13 protein-coding genes are annotated in these 16,433 nt (G+C 71.2%); 4 read left to right on the top strand and 9 right to left on the bottom strand.

Annotated elements, in window-relative coordinates; genetic code table 11:
• Positions 1–77 precede the first annotated feature (77 nt).
• The 5 genes from ACQPZG_RS14365 to ACQPZG_RS14345 all read right to left on the bottom strand — a co-directional run bounded on the left by ACQPZG_RS14365 (position 78) and on the right by ACQPZG_RS14345 (position 6,363).
• Positions 78–1,463, bottom strand: a complete 1,386-nt coding sequence (locus ACQPZG_RS14365) for a M48 family metalloprotease (protein ID WP_433546163.1) — start codon at positions 1,461–1,463, stop codon at positions 78–80.
• Entirely contained in the window at positions 1,460–2,584 is a 1,125-nt protein-coding gene (locus ACQPZG_RS14360; RefSeq protein WP_433546162.1) for a PE-PGRS family protein, read from the bottom strand. The genes ACQPZG_RS14365 and ACQPZG_RS14360 overlap by 4 nt, the downstream gene beginning before the upstream one ends.
• The gene (locus ACQPZG_RS14355; protein WP_433546161.1) at positions 2,581–4,764 is read right to left on the bottom strand and encodes a hypothetical protein; all 2,184 of its coding nucleotides are present in this window, start codon (positions 4,762–4,764) and stop codon (positions 2,581–2,583) included. Before ACQPZG_RS14355 ends, ACQPZG_RS14360 begins: the two co-directional genes overlap by 4 nt.
• The gene (locus tag ACQPZG_RS14350; protein WP_433546160.1) at positions 4,761–5,567 is read right to left on the bottom strand and encodes a hypothetical protein; all 807 of its coding nucleotides are present in this window, start codon (positions 5,565–5,567) and stop codon (positions 4,761–4,763) included. Before ACQPZG_RS14350 ends, ACQPZG_RS14355 begins: the two co-directional genes overlap by 4 nt.
• An 88-nt stretch (positions 5,568–5,655) precedes the next feature.
• The gene (locus tag ACQPZG_RS14345; protein WP_433546159.1) at positions 5,656–6,363 is read right to left on the bottom strand and encodes a Crp/Fnr family transcriptional regulator; all 708 of its coding nucleotides are present in this window, start codon (positions 6,361–6,363) and stop codon (positions 5,656–5,658) included.
• Positions 6,364–6,744: 381 nt separating this feature from the next.
• Here ACQPZG_RS14345 and rpsL point away from each other — a divergent pair, with 381 nt between their 5' ends.
• The 4 genes from rpsL to tuf all read left to right on the top strand — a co-directional run bounded on the left by rpsL (position 6,745) and on the right by tuf (position 11,163).
• Positions 6,745–7,116, top strand: a complete 372-nt coding sequence (rpsL, locus tag ACQPZG_RS14340; protein WP_003948652.1) for a 30S ribosomal protein S12 — start codon at positions 6,745–6,747, stop codon at positions 7,114–7,116.
• 2 nt (positions 7,117–7,118) lie between these two features.
• A complete protein-coding gene (rpsG, locus tag ACQPZG_RS14335; RefSeq protein ID WP_185027993.1) occupies positions 7,119–7,589 on the top strand; it encodes a 30S ribosomal protein S7 in 471 nt (156 codons plus the stop codon).
• Positions 7,590–7,627: 38 nt separating this feature from the next.
• Positions 7,628–9,757, top strand: coding sequence for an elongation factor G (gene fusA / locus ACQPZG_RS14330; protein WP_433546158.1), 2,130 nt, complete (start codon positions 7,628–7,630; stop codon positions 9,755–9,757).
• A gap of 212 nt (positions 9,758–9,969) precedes the next feature.
• Complete coding sequence (tuf, locus tag ACQPZG_RS14325; protein ID WP_185027995.1) at positions 9,970–11,163, top strand: elongation factor Tu; 1,194 nt, start codon at positions 9,970–9,972, stop codon at positions 11,161–11,163.
• Positions 11,164–11,362: 199 nt separating this feature from the next.
• Here the strand turns inward: tuf and ACQPZG_RS14320 are convergent, their stop codons facing one another.
• The 4 genes from ACQPZG_RS14320 to ACQPZG_RS14305 form a co-directional block, all read right to left on the bottom strand.
• Positions 11,363–13,507: a PIG-L family deacetylase gene (locus ACQPZG_RS14320; RefSeq protein WP_433549405.1), complete on the bottom strand. Its 2,145-nt coding sequence runs from the start codon at positions 13,505–13,507 to the stop codon at positions 11,363–11,365.
• Positions 13,508–13,972: 465 nt separating this feature from the next.
• The gene (locus tag ACQPZG_RS14315; RefSeq protein WP_185027996.1) at positions 13,973–14,563 is read right to left on the bottom strand and encodes a Uma2 family endonuclease; all 591 of its coding nucleotides are present in this window, start codon (positions 14,561–14,563) and stop codon (positions 13,973–13,975) included.
• A gap of 55 nt (positions 14,564–14,618) precedes the next feature.
• Positions 14,619–15,656 (bottom strand): hypothetical protein, encoded by a 1,038-nt coding sequence (locus ACQPZG_RS14310; protein ID WP_433546157.1) that lies wholly within the window; start codon positions 15,654–15,656, stop codon positions 14,619–14,621.
• Positions 15,657–15,969: 313 nt separating this feature from the next.
• Complete coding sequence (locus tag ACQPZG_RS14305; protein WP_433546156.1) at positions 15,970–16,398, bottom strand: ATP-binding protein; 429 nt, start codon at positions 16,396–16,398, stop codon at positions 15,970–15,972.
• Positions 16,399–16,433 lie beyond the last annotated feature (35 nt).

The following is a 16,433-nucleotide window of genomic DNA, read 5'->3' as shown; positions in this document are numbered from 1 at the left end:
GCGTGTAGCGGTACGTGCGAAGGGCGCCTGCCCCGCTTTCGAGCGGGGCAGGCGCCCTTCGGCGTGGGGGGGGCGGGTCAGCGCTCCCGTGTTTCGAGGTACGGGCGCAGCCGGTGCAGCCTGGTCGCCGTGTTGGCGCGGGTAGTGAGGAGGCGTACCACCAGAGAGGGCCGCCGACCGCGGAACCGGCTGTTCCGGTCCGCGAGTTCCCGCTCGATCGACCGTTCCAGTACGGAGGCGAGCTGCGGCCCGTAACCGAGCACCGCCGCGTGCCGGTCCGCCCGGTACTCGGCGCGGCGCGCGGTGGCCCCGAGCACGAACGGACCCGCCAGCAGTGCGAGCGGCAGACCCCAGGTGGCGAGGGTCAGCGCCCCGAAGGCCAGCAGCAGCACCAGCACAGCGGTGAGGCGCTGGGAGCGGGCCAGGTCCTTCCGTCGCAGCCAGGCGTGCAGCAGCACCCGGCGCAGCCCCGAGGCGAGCGCCCGTGCGGGCATCCCGTACCAGCGGCCCAGCGGGGCGGCCCAGGAGTGGCCCTCGCGCTGATGGCCCAGCTCATGGGCGAGGACGGCGGCCAACTGGCCGTCCGGCAGGGAGCGTACGGCCTGGCGGGTGACGGCGACGATCCGCCGGCCGGTGGCGAACGCGTTCAGCTCCCGGCTGTCCTCGATCCACAGCGCATACCCCCTGCCGTCCACCCCGGCGCGGGCCGTGACCTGGGCCCAGAGCGGTCGCAGGCGGTCGAGTTCGCGGCCCGAGGGGTGTTCCAGGCGCAGCAGGTAGCGGGCGAGCAGGGCTTCCGAGGATCGGTGGAAGACCAGCAGCCCCGCGCCGGCCCACAGCGCGAGCGGCAACCAGCCCAGCCCGCCCAGCAGGAGAGAGGAGAGCCGGCCGATGAGCAGGGCGCTGCACACGGCCCAGGGGAGCTGCGTCAGGAGCTGGCAGACGGCCGTGGCGTCCATGCGACGCTCCCGGGAGGAGAGCCGCAGCCGAGACGCGGCGGCCGCCCCGGACCCGGCCGGGGGCCGCCGGGGCCAGGGGTCCGGGCGGGTCGCGTACGGGACCGGTTCGGGCGGGAAGCCGTCCCCGGCCGTGTCGTCCGCCTTCGTGCCCGCGAACCCGGGCGCGGGCAGCGGGCCCGGGTGCCTGCGGCGCTCCCACGGGCCGGGCGGCTCCGGCCCGTCCAGCAGGTCACGCAGCCGCGCGAGCAGCGTGTGCGCCTCCTCGTACCGGCTTTCGGGACGGGGCGGTTCCCCGTCGTCCTGACGGTCGCCGTACGAGGACGGTCGGTGGCCCGCACCGGCCGCGCGGCGCCGGCGCCCGGCCCGGTCGGGGTGCCCCGGACCGTCCTCGGAATCCGGGGGCGCGGCGCGGGAGCGGAGCTTCTCCGACAGGTGGGTCACGTCGCGCAGGGTCGGGGGCTCCGGGTACCGGGGGCCTTGCGGGGGCTCGGGTGCGGAGGTCACGGGGACTCCTCGGGGGCGGGTTTCTCCGGCTCGGGCAGTGGCCCGAGTGCTTCCGGGCGGGCCTGGGCGAAGGCGTCCTCCAGGAACTGGAGCAGCCGCTTCTTGGGACCCTCCATCTGGTACGCCTCCACGCCGGGGCCGGTGACCAGTTCCTTGGCGACCGCGTACTGGCTGCGCACCAGCTCCCGTTGTTCGTGAGAGAGGTTCTGGACTGCCAGCAGTGCGTCCTCGGGGTGTTCCGCGAGGTGGAAGGCCCAGGCGGTGACGCCTCCCCTGCGCAGGTGTTCCTGGTAGTACGCGATCTTCTGGTCCCGGTAGTGGCGCAGGGCGCGCTCGTGTTCCTCGCGCAGCACCGCCAGGTCGTGCGCCTGGTGCCGTTCCCGTACGGCCGCCGCGTGCCGGGCGGTGGGCTCGTCGACGGACAGCCGGATGTCGCAGCGGACGGTGATGCCCTGTCCGGCGCCGAGCGGCCCGGCCAGGCCGAGGGCGGCGCGGGCGGACCGTTCCGCGTCCCGGGCCCGGTGCACGGGGTGGGCGGCGGCCACCGGGCGGAGCGTGCGCACCAGAGCCCGGTGCAGCAGCTCGGGAACGTCGCGTTCACCGGAGACGACGAAGGCCGCCGGGTCCGTCACCCGCCACTCGAAGTCCGCTTCGGCGACGAAGGAGAAGGACTCCTGGTCACTGGGCAGCTCCAGTTCCTTGCTCGCCCGCTGGACACCCATGTCCACCTCGTACACGGCGGTGAACCGGCCGCTGGCTATGTCGGCGCGGGTGGGGCGCGCAGGGGGCACGAACGACCGGTAGTGGTGGTCGGTGGTGGCGAACACCAGCGCGTGGTCCGCGCCCACGGGCAGCCGCTTGGTGGCGTACTCGTACCGGCCCAGAGTCCGCACGCTCAGTACCGGATCGGTCAGCTCCGTGTGGCGGGAAGGGGGTCCGGGCGACCAGGCCCGCTCGTCGGGCGCGGGTCCCCACGGCTCGCCGGGGTCCCAGGGCTCCGGCTCGTCGGACGCCGCGTACGGCCACCCGGGCGGGAGGTCCTCGTCGTCCTCCCGGAGCCCGCCGTGCCACGGAAAGTCGTTCCGCCGCCGCTGGTTCGGCCGCCACCGGAGGATGCTCACGAGATCACCGCCAGGTCCGTCGCCGGCCGCTGCCCGACCAGGCGCAGCAGCCGGCCGGCGACCTCCGGGGGCGGCCCGCCGTCCTCCCCCGGCATGGTCCGCAGCAAGTGGGTGATCCGGAGCCGCCCCCGGTCGGTGGCGGTCAGGGCGGGGAGCAGCGTGCGCAGCGCCGCCTCGGCGGAAGGTTGCCGGTCGGCCTGGAGCACCCAGGAGCGCAGGGCGGCGAGCGCCTCACCGGTGCGGTCGGCGTCCTCCAGCGTGCCGTTCCACAGCGCGGCGAGGTCGCGGGTCGCCTGCGGGGAGGTCCGGTCCTGTTGGGCGTACCGGTCGAGCAGGCTCGCTTCCGCGTCCGCGGTCCCCAGCGATGCGCACGCCTTCAGGAACGCCTCGGCTGTCAGGGCGCGTACGGCGGAGCTGCCGTCGCCGAGCAGTCCGGCCAGCTCGTGCACCATGCTCGACGCGCGGCCCGCGGTCAGCAGCAGCGCCGCCGAGTCCGCCAGCTCCCGCAGCTCGTCCTCCTCGCACTCGGGGTCGCGAGCCCGGCCGACCACCGAGGCCAGGGCCCGCGGCGCGAGCTCGGGGCGCAGGCCCGCCAGCAGGGCCCAGGCGCGGATGCCGGTCCAGCGCCGGCCGGGGCGGTCCAGGTCCGTGCACCACTGGTCAAGGAGGTGACGTACCGCGGAGACTCCCAACAGGTCGGTCAGGACCAGGGAGTTGGCCGCTGTCAGCCTGTGGGCGTACGACGGGGAGTCCGCCCAGGGGGTGATGAGCAGGCCCACACAGGACGACAGGTCCGCATGAGCGAGAGCGGCGCTCGCCGCGGCGGCCCGGGTGCGCACCAGCGCACGGCCGTCGTCGGCGAGCCGGCGCACCCACTCCACCAGCGCGGGACGGGTGGAGGGCTGCCGGGTCCACGCCTCGGTGAGCAGGACGGGGGCGGTCAGCTCGTTGGCGTACCGGGCCATCGCCTGGGGAACCGGACCCCACTCGGTGGCCTCCTCGCCCTCGTACACCAAACCCCGTGCCTGCTCCAGCCGTTCGGAGGGCGCGGGGCCGAACACCGGCACCCGTGGGTGCGTGCCCGGGTCCTCCGTCCGCTGGAGCCGTACGTAGAGCGGGTCGGCGAACTCGCCGGCCAGCGGATAGGGGGCGTCGTCGAACACGGCGAGGGAGAGCAGGAAGCTCTTGTCCCGCAGGCTCAGCTCGGTACCGCCGAACCAGGCGCGGACCTGCTCCTCCACGGTGGCGCGTCCGAACTCGGTCAGCGCGGAGGCGGGGACCGTGCCGCGGTGGTGGCCGACGACCAGCGGGGCGAAGGCCGCCGCCTCGCCGATCAGCCGGGCGCCGTCGAGGAAGTCGCGCACCGGCTCCTGGGCCATCAGCGTGCCGGCGGTCTCCTCGTCGGTGAGGTGCCGCAGGTGGGCGCGGAGCGTGTCCGCCAGCGGGGGCGGCTCCCAAGGGAGGGGGGAGATGTCCTGGTGCAGGGGGGCGGACGGACTCGTGGTGATCACGAGGTGACTGTCGTACTCGGTCAACTTCTCGCGCAGCGCCAGCAGTTGGGCGTCCGTGAACGGACGGGAGCGGCTGATGGCCAAGTCGCAGGCGAGATGCCCGGTGTCCTCGGTGAGCCGCTCCCCGAGGGCGAGCGGTGAGCTGCCCGGGTCCAGGGCCCGTACCGACCGGGTCCCCAGCCGGTGCAGCAGCATCGTTGCGGCGGCCCGGCGGCCGGTCGCGTGCGCGCCGGTGAGGATCAGCACCCGCTCCTCGCGCAGGCGCCGCAGGGCGGGGGCGAAGCAGGGGCTCTCCTGGTACGTGGCGGACAGTGCGGCCAGCCGTTCGGCGGGGACGGCGCCCGAGGCGTGCCGGGGGCCGTCGAGGGAGGTGTGGTGGTGGATCTGGGTGCGGAAGCTGACCGCGCCGTGAAAGGTTCCGCCCGCGATGCCGGACTGCTCACCGCCGACGAGGGCGCCGCCGAAGGAGGGGGACCGGCCGAGGATGAACCCGGGGGTGTGGTCGACGAGTTCGCGCCGGGCGGTGCGGGCGTTCTGCGGCTGCTCGGGCGGAGCGGCGCTGTCCTGCTGGTCGGGGGCGGACTGCTGGTTCTCCTCGGGGGGTTCCTGGCCGGGGGCGGCGGGCGACACCTCGGGGCTCTGCGCCCGGCCGGGGGCGGCGGCGCTCACCGGGAGCCGCCCGGGTTCAGGTCGCCGAAGGTGATGGGGGCGGTGAAGGTGCCGCCCGCGATGCCGGTCTGGTTGCCGTGGACGTAGGCCCCGCTGGCCGTGCCGGGGGGCTCGGCCTGGGGTTCGCCCGTCGGCGCGGGGGAGGGCGGCGCGGCGTGCCCTCCGGGAGCCGGGGTTCCGCCTTCACCGGCCGGGACGGGTCCGTACAGCCACGCCTCCATCGCCCCGTTCTTCCCGTCCAGCACCACCGGGTGGAACTTCTCGGCCGGGATGCCCGGGTGGTTGTGCCGCACGATGCCCCGGTGGACCGGGTCCGAGACGCACAGGGCGAAGTCGTCCTCGCTGCGCTTCAGGGCCTTGCGCAGCTCGTCGGCGTCGAGCAGGCGGCAGGCGAAGTTGAGGTCGGCGCCCACCCAGCCGTTCTCGTCGATGGCCACGTATCCGGTGGCGAGGACGGCGCGCAGCCTGATCTGGGCGCTGGTGGATGCCTTGCGGTTGGTGGCGCGGAGTTGGATCGGGGTCTCGCTCAGCAATGCCCGGAGGAGATCGATCAGCGAGGTGTTCGCGTCGATCAGCTCCATCACGGAGTCACCCCGGTCGGCGCGCAGCCGACGGGTGGCGTCGATGCCCGCGGCGATCAGGGTGCGGTCGGTGATCTCGTACAGCATCCGCCGCAGATAAGCCTGTTCGACGTCGTCGCGGTCGCTGTAGCGCTCGATGTCGAGGAGCAGGATGTTCCGGCTCAGCGGCGGCTGCGGCTGGTGGGCGGGGGTCTTCTTCGGGGTCGTTCCCTTGGGTGTCATGCACGGCAGAGTGGCTCGCCGGAGCGTGTCGGAGTGAGGGCGGATGACGCTGTCCGAGTGTGACCGTGTGCACTGAACAGGGGCGGGATCAGCCCTGGTGCCCGATCCGGCGCAGTATGTCGGGCCGCAGGATGACGAGCGTGCGGCGGCCGGTGAGCACCACCTCGCGCTCGCGCAGCTCCTTCAGCAGGCGCTGCACCATCTCGCGGGAGGCGCCGATCGCTCCGGCCAGCTCCTGCTTGCTGAGCGGAACGCACAGCTCGATGCCGAGTTCGGTGCGGCTGCCGTGGGTGCGGGCGAGTTCGAGGAGCAGTACGGCGAAACGTTCTCGCACGGTGAGCGCCGCGTTCTCCAGACGGCGTTGATCGCCCTTGTGCATGCGGTCGGTGGTCAGGGTGAGCAGGCTCAGGGTGGCCCCGGAGGAGGCGGCGAGGAAGGCGGTGAACCGCTCCTGGTCGACGGCCACCGCCGTGACCGCCTCCAGGGAGGTCACCGTGGCGGTGCGGGGCCGCCCGCTGAGGGCAGCCGCCTCGCCGACGATGTCGCCGGGACCGCGCAGCGCGAGCAGCGCTTCGTACCCGTTGACCGCAGCGGCCGTCACCTTGGTCCAGCCGTGCAGCAGGACCAGGACGTACGTCGACGGCTCGTCCTGGCGCAGCACCGTACTGCGCGGGGCGTACCGCAGGGGGCGGCCCAGGGCCAGCAGCGCCCGACGGTCCTCCGGCTCCAGCCGGGCCAGGAACGGGACCCTGTCCCCGAGGCCCTCGTCCCCGCTCGTCGCTTCGCTCCGGGCCATCCCCGTCACCCCCCGTGTCCGACCGCCGACCGAACGTATGCATGACCACGCCAAGCTACTGGAGGCCCCTCCTCAAGGGGGTGGAAACGCGGTGGTTCGCGTCACCCGCATGCCCCGCACTGGGCCCCGCCGACGGATGGACAGCATTTGTTTTGACCCAGGTCGATGCGGTAGGTACGCTCAGACCTTGTGCCTGGGTTGTGCCTGGGCTCCTGTGCGTGTTTACAGCCGCAGAGCGAGTCCGTCTTTATGTGGGCCTTCGCGATTCGCGTCCTCTTCCGTTCCGCGGAAGCGTGCCGGATCCGACACACCCGACCGCGTGGGTCGGTGACTGTTTCAGGTTAGTTTCACAGTGATCGGCACACAGAAACCGGAGAAGTAGTGCCTACGATCCAGCAGCTGGTCCGTAAGGGCCGGCAGGACAAGGTCGAGAAGAACAAGACGCCCGCGCTTGAGGGTTCGCCCCAGCGCCGTGGCGTCTGCACGCGTGTGTTCACGACCACCCCGAAGAAGCCGAACTCGGCGCTCCGTAAGGTCGCGCGTGTGCGCCTGACCTCGGGCATCGAGGTCACGGCCTACATCCCGGGTGAGGGCCACAACCTGCAGGAGCACTCGATCGTGCTCGTGCGTGGCGGTCGTGTGAAGGACCTTCCGGGTGTTCGCTACAAGATCATCCGCGGTTCCCTCGACACGCAGGGCGTCAAGAACCGTAAGCAGGCTCGCAGCCGCTACGGCGCCAAGAAGGAGAAGTAAGAATGCCTCGTAAGGGCCCCGCCCCGAAGCGCCCGGTCATCATTGACCCGGTCTACGCCTCTCCTCTTGTGACGTCGCTGATCAACAAGATCCTGCTCGACGGCAAGCGTTCCACCGCCGAGCGCATCGTCTACGGCGCCATGGAAGGCCTCCGCGAGAAGACCGGCGCTGACCCGGTCATCACGCTGAAGCGCGCGCTTGAGAACGTCAAGCCCTCGCTTGAGGTCAAGTCCCGCCGTGTCGGTGGCGCCACCTACCAGGTGCCGATCGAGGTCAAGCCCGGTCGCGCCGCCACCCTCTCGCTCCGCTGGATCGTGGGTTACTCCCGCGCCCGCCGCGAGAAGACCATGACCGAGCGCCTCATGAACGAGCTGCTCGACGCCTCGAACGGTCTTGGCGCTGCCGTCAAGAAGCGTGAGGACACCCACAAGATGGCCGAGTCCAACAAGGCCTTCGCGCACTACCGCTGGTAGTCGCTACCCACATCGAGACCGAGAGAAGACTGAGCCATATGGCCACCACTTCGCTTGACCTGGCCAAGGTCCGCAACATCGGGATCATGGCCCACATCGACGCGGGCAAGACGACCACCACCGAGCGCATCCTCTTCTACACCGGTGTGTCTTACAAGATCGGTGAAGTCCACGACGGCGCTGCCACGATGGACTGGATGGAGCAGGAGCAGGAGCGCGGCATCACGATCACGTCTGCCGCGACGACCTGCCACTGGCCGCTCAACGATGTCGATCACACGATCAACATCATCGACACCCCGGGTCACGTCGACTTCACCGTCGAGGTGGAGCGTTCGCTCCGCGTCCTCGACGGCGCTGTCACCGTGTTCGACGGTGTCGCCGGTGTCGAGCCCCAGTCCGAGACTGTCTGGCGTCAGGCGGACCGCTACGGCGTGCCGCGCATCTGCTTCGTCAACAAGCTCGACCGTACGGGTGCCGAGTTCCACCGCTGCGTCGACATGATCGTCGACCGCCTCGGTGCGGTCCCGCTCGTCATGCAGCTCCCCATCGGTGCCGAAGCGGACTTCAAGGGCGTCGTCGACCTCGTGTCGATGAAGGCCCTCGTCTGGTCCGCCGAGGCCGCCAAGGGCGAGATGTACGACACGGTCGACATCCCGGACACGCACACCGAGGCCGCCGACGAGTGGCGCGGGAAGCTGCTGGAGACGGTCGCCGAGCACGACGAAGAGATGATGGAGCTGTACCTGGAGGGCCAGGAGCCTTCCGAGGAGCAGCTGATGGCGGCCATCCGCCGCATCACGCTCGCGTCCAAGGGCAGCGCCGACTCCGTCACCGTCAGCCCCGTGTTCTGCGGTACGGCGTTCAAGAACAAGGGCGTTCAGCCCCTGCTCGACGCCGTCGTGCGCTACCTGCCCTCTCCCCTGGACGTCGAGGCCATCGAAGGCCACGACGTGAAGGACCCGGAGAAGGTCATCGCGCGCAAGCCGTCGGACGAGGAGCCCTTCTCGGGCCTCGCGTTCAAGATCATGAGCGACCCGCACCTGGGCAAGCTCACCTTCGTCCGGGTCTACTCGGGCCGCCTTGAGGCCGGCAGTTCTGTACTGAACTCCGTCAAGGGCAAGAAGGAGCGCATCGGCAAGATCTACCGCATGCACGCGAACAAGCGTGAGGAGATCGCATCGGTGGGCGCCGGCGACATCATCGCCGTCATGGGTCTCAAGCAGACCACCACCGGTGAGACGCTGTGCGACGAGAAGAACCCGGTCATCCTGGAGTCCATGGACTTCCCGGCACCGGTCATTCAGGTCGCCATCGAGCCGAAGTCCAAGGGCGACCAGGAGAAGCTGGGTGTAGCCATCCAGCGTCTCTCGGAGGAGGACCCGTCCTTCCAGGTCCACTCGGACGAGGAGACCGGCCAGACCATCATCGGTGGTATGGGCGAGCTTCACCTTGAGGTGCTCGTCGACCGCATGAAGCGCGAGTTCCGCGTCGAGGCGAACGTCGGCAAGCCCCAGGTCGCGTACCGCGAGACGATCCGCAAGACCGTCGAGCGCATCGACTACACGCACAAGAAGCAGACTGGTGGTACCGGCCAGTTCGCGAAGGTGCAGATCGCCCTTGAGCCCATCGAGGGTGGCGACGCGTCGTACGAGTTCGTCAACAAGGTCACCGGTGGCCGCATCCCCCGGGAGTACATCCCGTCGGTGGACGCGGGCGCCCAGGAAGCCATGCAGTTCGGCATCCTGGCCGGTTACGAGATGGTCGGCGTCCGCGTCACCCTTCTCGACGGTGGTTACCACGAGGTCGACTCCTCGGAGCTCGCCTTCAAGATCGCCGGTTCGCAGGCCTTCAAGGAGGGTGCCCGCAAGGCCTCTCCCGTGCTCCTTGAGCCGATGATGGCCGTCGAGGTCACCACGCCCGAGGACTACATGGGCGATGTGATCGGCGACCTGAACTCCCGCCGTGGCCAGATTCAGGCCATGGAGGAGCGCAGCGGCGCTCGCGTCGTGAAGGGCCTCGTGCCCCTCTCGGAGATGTTCGGCTACGTCGGAGACCTCCGCAGCAAGACCTCGGGTCGCGCAAGCTACTCGATGCAGTTCGACTCCTACGCCGAGGTTCCGCGGAACGTCGCCGAGGAGATCATCGCGAAGGCCAAGGGCGAGTAACTCCCCGAGTCACTCAACCGGGCGACTCTCCACGAGTTGCTCATCGCGAGTGCGGGTTCCGACCCGTATGAGCACACGCTTTAGGCTTATCACCGGAGCCACTGGGGCATTCAGCGCAATCCGTGCTGAATGCCCCGGGCGCCGGCATCCCAGCAAAGATCACCTGGCGCCGATGAAGCAAGGCGTACAGAACCACTCCGCAGGAGGATCCAGTGGCGAAGGCAAAGTTCGAGCGGACTAAGCCGCACGTCAACATCGGCACCATCGGTCACATCGACCACGGTAAGACGACCCTCACGGCCGCCATTACCAAGGTGCTGCACGACGCGTACCCCGACCTGAACGAGGCCTCGGCCTTCGACCAGATCGACAAGGCTCCCGAAGAGCGCCAGCGTGGTATCACGATCTCGATCGCCCACGTTGAGTACCAGACCGAGTCGCGTCACTACGCCCACGTTGACTGCCCCGGTCACGCGGACTACATCAAGAACATGATCACGGGTGCCGCGCAGATGGACGGCGCGATCCTCGTGGTCGCCGCCACCGACGGCCCGATGCCGCAGACGAAGGAGCACGTCCTCCTGGCCCGCCAGGTAGGCGTCCCCTACATCGTCGTCGCGCTGAACAAGGCCGACATGGTGGACGACGAGGAGATCCTGGAGCTCGTCGAGCTTGAGGTCCGTGAGCTCCTCTCCGAGTACGAGTTCCCGGGTGACGACCTGCCGGTCGTCAAGGTCTCGGCGCTCAAGGCGCTTGAGGGCGACAAGGAGTGGGGCCAGTCGGTCCTGAACCTGATGGCCGCCGTCGACGAGTCGATCCCGCAGCCCGAGCGCGACGTCGACAAGCCGTTCCTGATGCCGATCGAGGACGTCTTCACGATCACCGGTCGTGGCACCGTCGTCACCGGCCGTATCGAGCGTGGTGTCCTCAAGGTCAACGAGACCGTCGACATCGTCGGTATCAAGGAAGAGAAGACCACCACCACGGTCACCGGCATCGAGATGTTCCGCAAGCTGCTCGACGAGGGCCAGGCCGGTGAGAACGTCGGTCTGCTCCTCCGTGGCATCAAGCGCGAGGACGTCGAGCGCGGCCAGGTCATCATCAAGCCGGGCTCGGTCACCCCGCACACGGAGTTCGAGGCGCAGGCGTACATCCTGTCGAAGGACGAGGGTGGCCGTCACACCCCCTTCTTCAACAACTACCGCCCGCAGTTCTACTTCCGCACCACGGACGTCACCGGCGTCGTCACGCTGCCCGCGGGCACCGAGATGGTCATGCCGGGCGACAACACCGTCATGTCGGTCGCGCTGATCCAGCCGGTCGCCATGGAGGAGGGCCTCAAGTTCGCCATCCGTGAGGGTGGCCGGACCGTCGGCGCCGGCCAGGTCACCAAGATCACCAAGTAAGTATCCGGTGGTCGACCTGGTAGCTCGGTAGCGACAGCTCCCAGCTCCAAAGGAAGGGCCCCGGCCCCGCCGCGCAAGCGGTGGGTGCCGGGGCCCTTTCCGTTGTGCGCGGCCGGCCGGTCCACACCGGCCGCCCGCCGACGGTGGACGCAACCGCCGACGGGCGCAGACGTGTACGGGCCGTACGGGCCTACGGTGTTTACGGCCGCCAGAGCCAGGGCGCCGCGTCCGCGCCGAGGCCGACCACGGCGGGGGCGCCGGCGGTCGTGCGCAGCAGCGCGGGCGCACCGACGCACGCTCCCGGCCGCTTGCTCAGCGTGCCCTTCGCTGAGCGCAATTGCAGCGCACCCTGCTCGGTGCGGCCGAGCAGGACGGGGCCCGCCGGGTCGCTGAGCGCGGCCACCGGACCGTACCCGGGCAGGGTCGGCCCGCCGGGGAGAGCGGTGCCGTCCGGGCGGACGGCGGTGAGGCGGGCGCTGACCGGGCGTCGGTAGAGGACGCCGAGCGTGCCGTCCTCGTACGCGAGCGCGCGCGGGATGTCGCCGGGGGCGGGCAGCCGGCTCGCCGGGCGCAGGGACACGGGGGCGCCGGGCGCGGTCTGCGCCCAGTGCCGGACGGAGGTGCGGGCGGCCGCGAAGAGGTGGACCAGTCCCTGGGCGTCGACGACCGCGGACAGCCCGTCCTGGACGCCGTCGCCGTTGCCGGGGCCGTTGCCGTCGACGGGGGAGAGGGTGCCGCGCTTGAGGGGGACCTGCTCGTACGGGCTCGGGCTGTCCGCGTCGGGCCCGTCGAGGGTGCGCCACGGCCCCCACTGGCCGTCGGCCTCCCGCACCCGGGTGCTGACGCTCTTCGAGGCGTTCCGCACGAAGAGGTGGACGCGGCCGTCGCCCGCCGTCACCGCGACCGGGACGCCCAGGCGGCGGGAGCGGTCGGGGAGCTTCTCGGGGGAGCCCAGTCCGGTCCAGGCGCGGCCGTCGTACTGGACGACCTCACGGGTGTTCGCGCTGCCGTGCCCGCCGAGCGCGGCGTACCGCAGGGCGAAGAGGAGCTGACCGGAATCCTTGCCTCCGTCGTGCTCCCGCAGCACGGCCTGTCCGAGTACGGGAGCGAGCGGGCCGCCGCCGAGGTCCTCGGGGGCGCTCCAGGTGCCGTTCCCTGCGGCCCGCCAGCGGACCAGTCGCAGCCCCAGCACCCCGTACGCCATCAGCGCGCCGCCCTGCTGGTGGGTCACCAACTGGGGTCCCGGGTAACGGTAGTTGGTGGAGTTGACCCAGCCCTTCCAGTTTTCCAGCGGACGCCACTTGCCGACCCCGTAGTCACCGCAGCCGGCCGGGTTGCCGCACTGCCAGTCGACGTCGCCGCCGTACGGCACGAGCGTCCCGGCCTTCTCCCTCAGGACGCTCTCGGGGAGGTTCTTGGGCCAGTGGTGGTTGTAGTAGCCGCGGAAGGCGGTGGCGGCGAAACGGGGGAGCGGCTTGTCCTGCTCGGCGGTCTCCGCCACCCAGCGGATCAGCGCGGCCCAGCTGAAGCAGGCCACGGCGGTGTGGTCCGGGTGGTCCGAGTAGCCGCGCTGTTCGCTGTCCTTCCTGCGGAAGCGCTCGGGGCTGTGCTGGATGTCCGGGTCGGGGTCGAGGGTCTGCACGACGGTGGGACGGTAGCGGTCGTACAGCCCGGCGAGGGCGTCGACCAGCTGCTCGTAGTCGTACGAACTCGACCTCTCCAGCGGGGAGTTGTCCGGTACCAGGGTGCGCTGGGTCATCCCGCGGTCCTCCCACAGCGCGGTCATCGCGGGACGGTTGCGGGAGGCGTTCACCGACACGTTGAGGAATACGAGGTCGACGCGGCGGTCGCCGTGGGAGAGCGTGTTCAGCTCGGCGTGCTTGTCCCCGCGCAGGGTGAGCACGCTGCGCCGCCACGGGCTGAACTTCGGCAGGCCCAGGAGCGTGGCGTACGCCTGCCGCAGCCCCTGCTGGCGGGACGAGGCGTACGCGGTCTTGTCGGGCTTGGGGCGGGGGCGGCCCGGCGGGTGGTTGACCCCGTTGGCCTCGCCCGCCGTGACGTACACGGAGACGACCGGGGTACCGGCCTCCAGCAGGCGCCGGGAGTCCGGATTCATGAAGTAGAGGTCGTCGTCCGGATGCGCGAGAACCTGGAGCAGCAGCGACCGCTCGGCGCTGGAGATCGGCCGGCCCGGCCCGGGGTTGGCCACCGGGTCGCGGCGGCGCGGTGGCGGAACGGTGCAGGAGGAGAGGGCCAGGGCGCCCGCGGTGGCACCGGCGGCGGCGAGGAGCGTACGGCGGTGCAGCCCCGGGGCCGTCCGGCCCGGCTCGCGCGTGCCGGGCATGCCGGCGTCGACCTGGCCTTCGGGCAGGCCGGGCCCGGCTGTCGTGCTGCTCACGTGTGAAGTTCTCCGTCCGCTGCCCCGGCAGCGGAGGGTCGTTCTCGCTGCGCCTGGTCGTTCCGTGCGGCGGGCGGCGGCTTCCCGACGAGGGGTGGCCGCCCTGCTGCGACCAGCTAGACGGAGGACGGGGACGGGCGGTTGCCTGGCCGGGACGGGGAGTGGGCCAGTTCACGGGGAGGGCGGGGGAGGGCGGCTATGGGCGAGTCGCTGGGGGCGTGGGGTCTTCGTGGCGGCCGGGGGCATCCGGCCCGCTGGCGGCAGGTGTCCGCGTGGCCGCCACCGGGGCACCCGGCCCGCTGGGTGCGTGGGGTCTCCATGGTCGTTGCCGGTGCGGGGTCCCCGTGGCTGTCACCGTCGTGCGGTCTCCGTGGCCGTCACCGGCGTGCGCTGTCCGTGGCCGCCACCTGCTCATTCGGCGTAGCGCGGGAGCCCCTCCGTGGAGATCGTCCAGTCAGCGATGGTGACGTCCTCGCCGTAGACGAAGTCCTTGCGGGTGGCGTAGCGGGGGCCGTCGGGGGTGGAGTGGATCTCGGAGAGGACGGCTCCGCTTCCGGTGCGGGGGTCGAAGATCGCGTAGACGGGGATGCCGAGCAGGGGGTAGTCCCGCATCTTGCTCACCCAGTCGTTGTCGGGGTTGGAGCGGGAGACGATCTCGATGGCGGCCAGGAGGGTGCGCGGGTCGAACGCGCCTTCGCCCTCCATGTCCTCCTCGGGAATCACCATGACATCGGGGTGACGCTTGATCCCCTCGGGCTCGTCCTCCACATCGGGCGTGCCCGTGAAGGCCCAGATGCCGTCCGCCATGGTCTTCTCCAAGCGGCGGCTGACGAGCCCGGCGGTGTATTCGTGGGGACGACCCGGAGTCATCATGTCGTGGACGATTCCTTCTTTGGTGATCTCGAACTTGCCCGGAAGGCGGTCCCGCAGGTGGTCGACGGCGTCGCTCATGGCCCGGTAGTCCGGGCTGCCCTGACGTGCGCTGTCGGGGGCGATGGTCATGGCGCGCGCTCCTCGTCGTCCGTGCCCGGGGGCAGGAAGGGTCGTCACGTTCATGCTAGGCGGCCGTCCCGCTCCCGGTTCGGCAGTCGCCGCAGCGCCCCGGCCCCGGCGCGCGGAACACCCGGCCGCAGCCGTCGCAGTCCTGCAGGGGATCCGGCCGTACGACGACGGGCGCGGGCGGCAGCGCGCCGGGCATGTTCACCGTCAGCCGGTGCGCGATCAGCGCCCGGGGGCTGTCCGGCCGCTCCGGCAACCCCTTGAGGAGTTCCTGTCGCACCGCTTCCGGCGCCACGCGCCGCTCCAGCCAGCTCGCCACGGCGGGGCCCAGCCGGTGTACGTCCCGGTCGGCGAGGGTGAGCCGGGGGTCGTCCACGCGCAGCGAGGCCAGGAGGTCCCGGGCGGCCTGGTCGCGCTCGGGGTCGAAGGTCCGGGGGGTGGGCAGGGGGAGCCGAGGCCGCCGGGCCTGGGGCCGCTGGGGCGGAACGGGTGTGGCCGGTACTCCCGGCTGCTGCTGCGGGGGTACGTCGTCGAATCCGGCCCACAGCGGGGGCAGCTCGCCGGACGGCTGCGCCTGCTGCTCCTGCGGCGGTGCGTCGACGGGGCTCGGCGGCACGGAGGGGGCGCGGGGCGGCGCGGGTTGCCGTACGGAGGGGCGCGCCGGGGCCTGCTCGCGGGGCGGGCGGGGCGTGCGGTCCTGCCGTACGGCCGGGGCAGCCGCCCCCGCTTCCGCTTCCACGTGGTTGCGGAAGGTGGTCCGGGTCACGATCTGCCCGTTCGGCAGCCGTACCCGGTCACGGGAGAGGTAGCCGGCGGTTTCCAGCTCGCGGAGGCCGGTGGCGATCCGCGCCTCGCTCTCGGGGAAGCGGGCCGACAGGAACTTGATCGCGATGATCACGCCGTCGGGGAGCGACTGGATGTACAGCCCGAGGCCGCGTGCCAGGAAGCTCAGGTCGGGGTGTTGGGAGAAGTGGTCGCCGACGACGGTGAAGCGGTTGCGGTGCCGGGTGTTTTCGTGAATGACACCGGATCGGGTGTTGGGTCGGCGTACACGGGACGGGGCGCGCGAGGGCGCGTTAAGCTCGTTCGTATCCATCGGGAAGCGGCTTTCTTCCTCGTTGGTCAGGCCCTCGATCGGGATGCCAGTCCCGGCCGGGGGCCGACGTATGTCTGGAGTTGTGGTTGTCGGGGCGAGCATATGCCCGCCAACCCGCCGCGAATCCACCCGAGTTGGCAGAGATCACCCATGTGGGTGACGAGCCGCGCGGCAGTCCCGCCGGGAGGCTGGTGGGGTGGGGTGAGGTTCTGGTTCCCCAAGTGTTGAAGGTGTTTTACGTCCACGGGGAGCAGGTCGTGGCGCACCGGGTCGAGGCGCACCGCGATCCGGTCCCACCTGCGTCTTTCGCCCTTCAGTCGGCCACCGCGCACTCGGCCCACACGGTCTTGCAGGGGTAGGGGCCCGGGGTGATGCCCCACTTGTCGGCGAGCACCTCCACGAGGAGCAGACCGCGTCCGGACTCCTCGTCCGCGCACCCCGCTGCGGCACTGGGCAGCCGGTCGCCGCACGCGTCGGTGACTTCGATACGCAGTGTTCCGGCGTCGTCGACGGACAGGGCGATCCGGAAGTCCCTGCCCGGTACGCGACCGTGCGTGACGGCGTTGGCGGCCAGCTCGGCGACGATGTGCGCCGGTGCCTCCAGGGGAAGCCCCCAGGACCGCAACTGCTCCACGGCGAGCAACCGGGCAAGCCGGGCCCCGCGCCGGGTGGAGGAGAGCTGAACGGTGAAGTCCCGCACGCACGTGCGGAGTTGAGGCTTGTCGCTGCTTTGTTGGTTCACATCGCCCAGCGTGTCCGGGCGTGCGTACCGTGAAC

This window comes from Streptomyces sp. CA-294286, from assembly GCF_050947155.1.
Classification (GTDB): Bacteria; Actinomycetota; Actinomycetes; order Streptomycetales; family Streptomycetaceae; genus Streptomyces.
Note: the sequence above shows the minus strand (reverse complement) of the source record. Positions and strands in the feature narration are given on the sequence as shown.

Coding starts and splice junctions, on each gene's coding strand:
- ACQPZG_RS14350 (WP_433546160.1), bottom strand. CDS start 5,567: ATGACACCCAAGGGAACGACCCCGAAGAAGACCCCCGCCCACCAGCCG.
- ACQPZG_RS14315 (WP_185027996.1), bottom strand. CDS start 14,563: ATGACCATCGCCCCCGACAGCGCACGTCAGGGCAGCCCGGACTACCGG.
- fusA (WP_433546158.1), top strand. CDS start 7,628: ATGGCCACCACTTCGCTTGACCTGGCCAAGGTCCGCAACATCGGGATC.
- rpsG (WP_185027993.1), top strand. CDS start 7,119: ATGCCTCGTAAGGGCCCCGCCCCGAAGCGCCCGGTCATCATTGACCCG.
- ACQPZG_RS14310 (WP_433546157.1), bottom strand. CDS start 15,656: ATGGATACGAACGAGCTTAACGCGCCCTCGCGCGCCCCGTCCCGTGTA.
- ACQPZG_RS14345 (WP_433546159.1), bottom strand. CDS start 6,363: ATGGCCCGGAGCGAAGCGACGAGCGGGGACGAGGGCCTCGGGGACAGG.
- ACQPZG_RS14320 (WP_433549405.1), bottom strand. CDS start 13,507: ATGCCCGGCACGCGCGAGCCGGGCCGGACGGCCCCGGGGCTGCACCGC.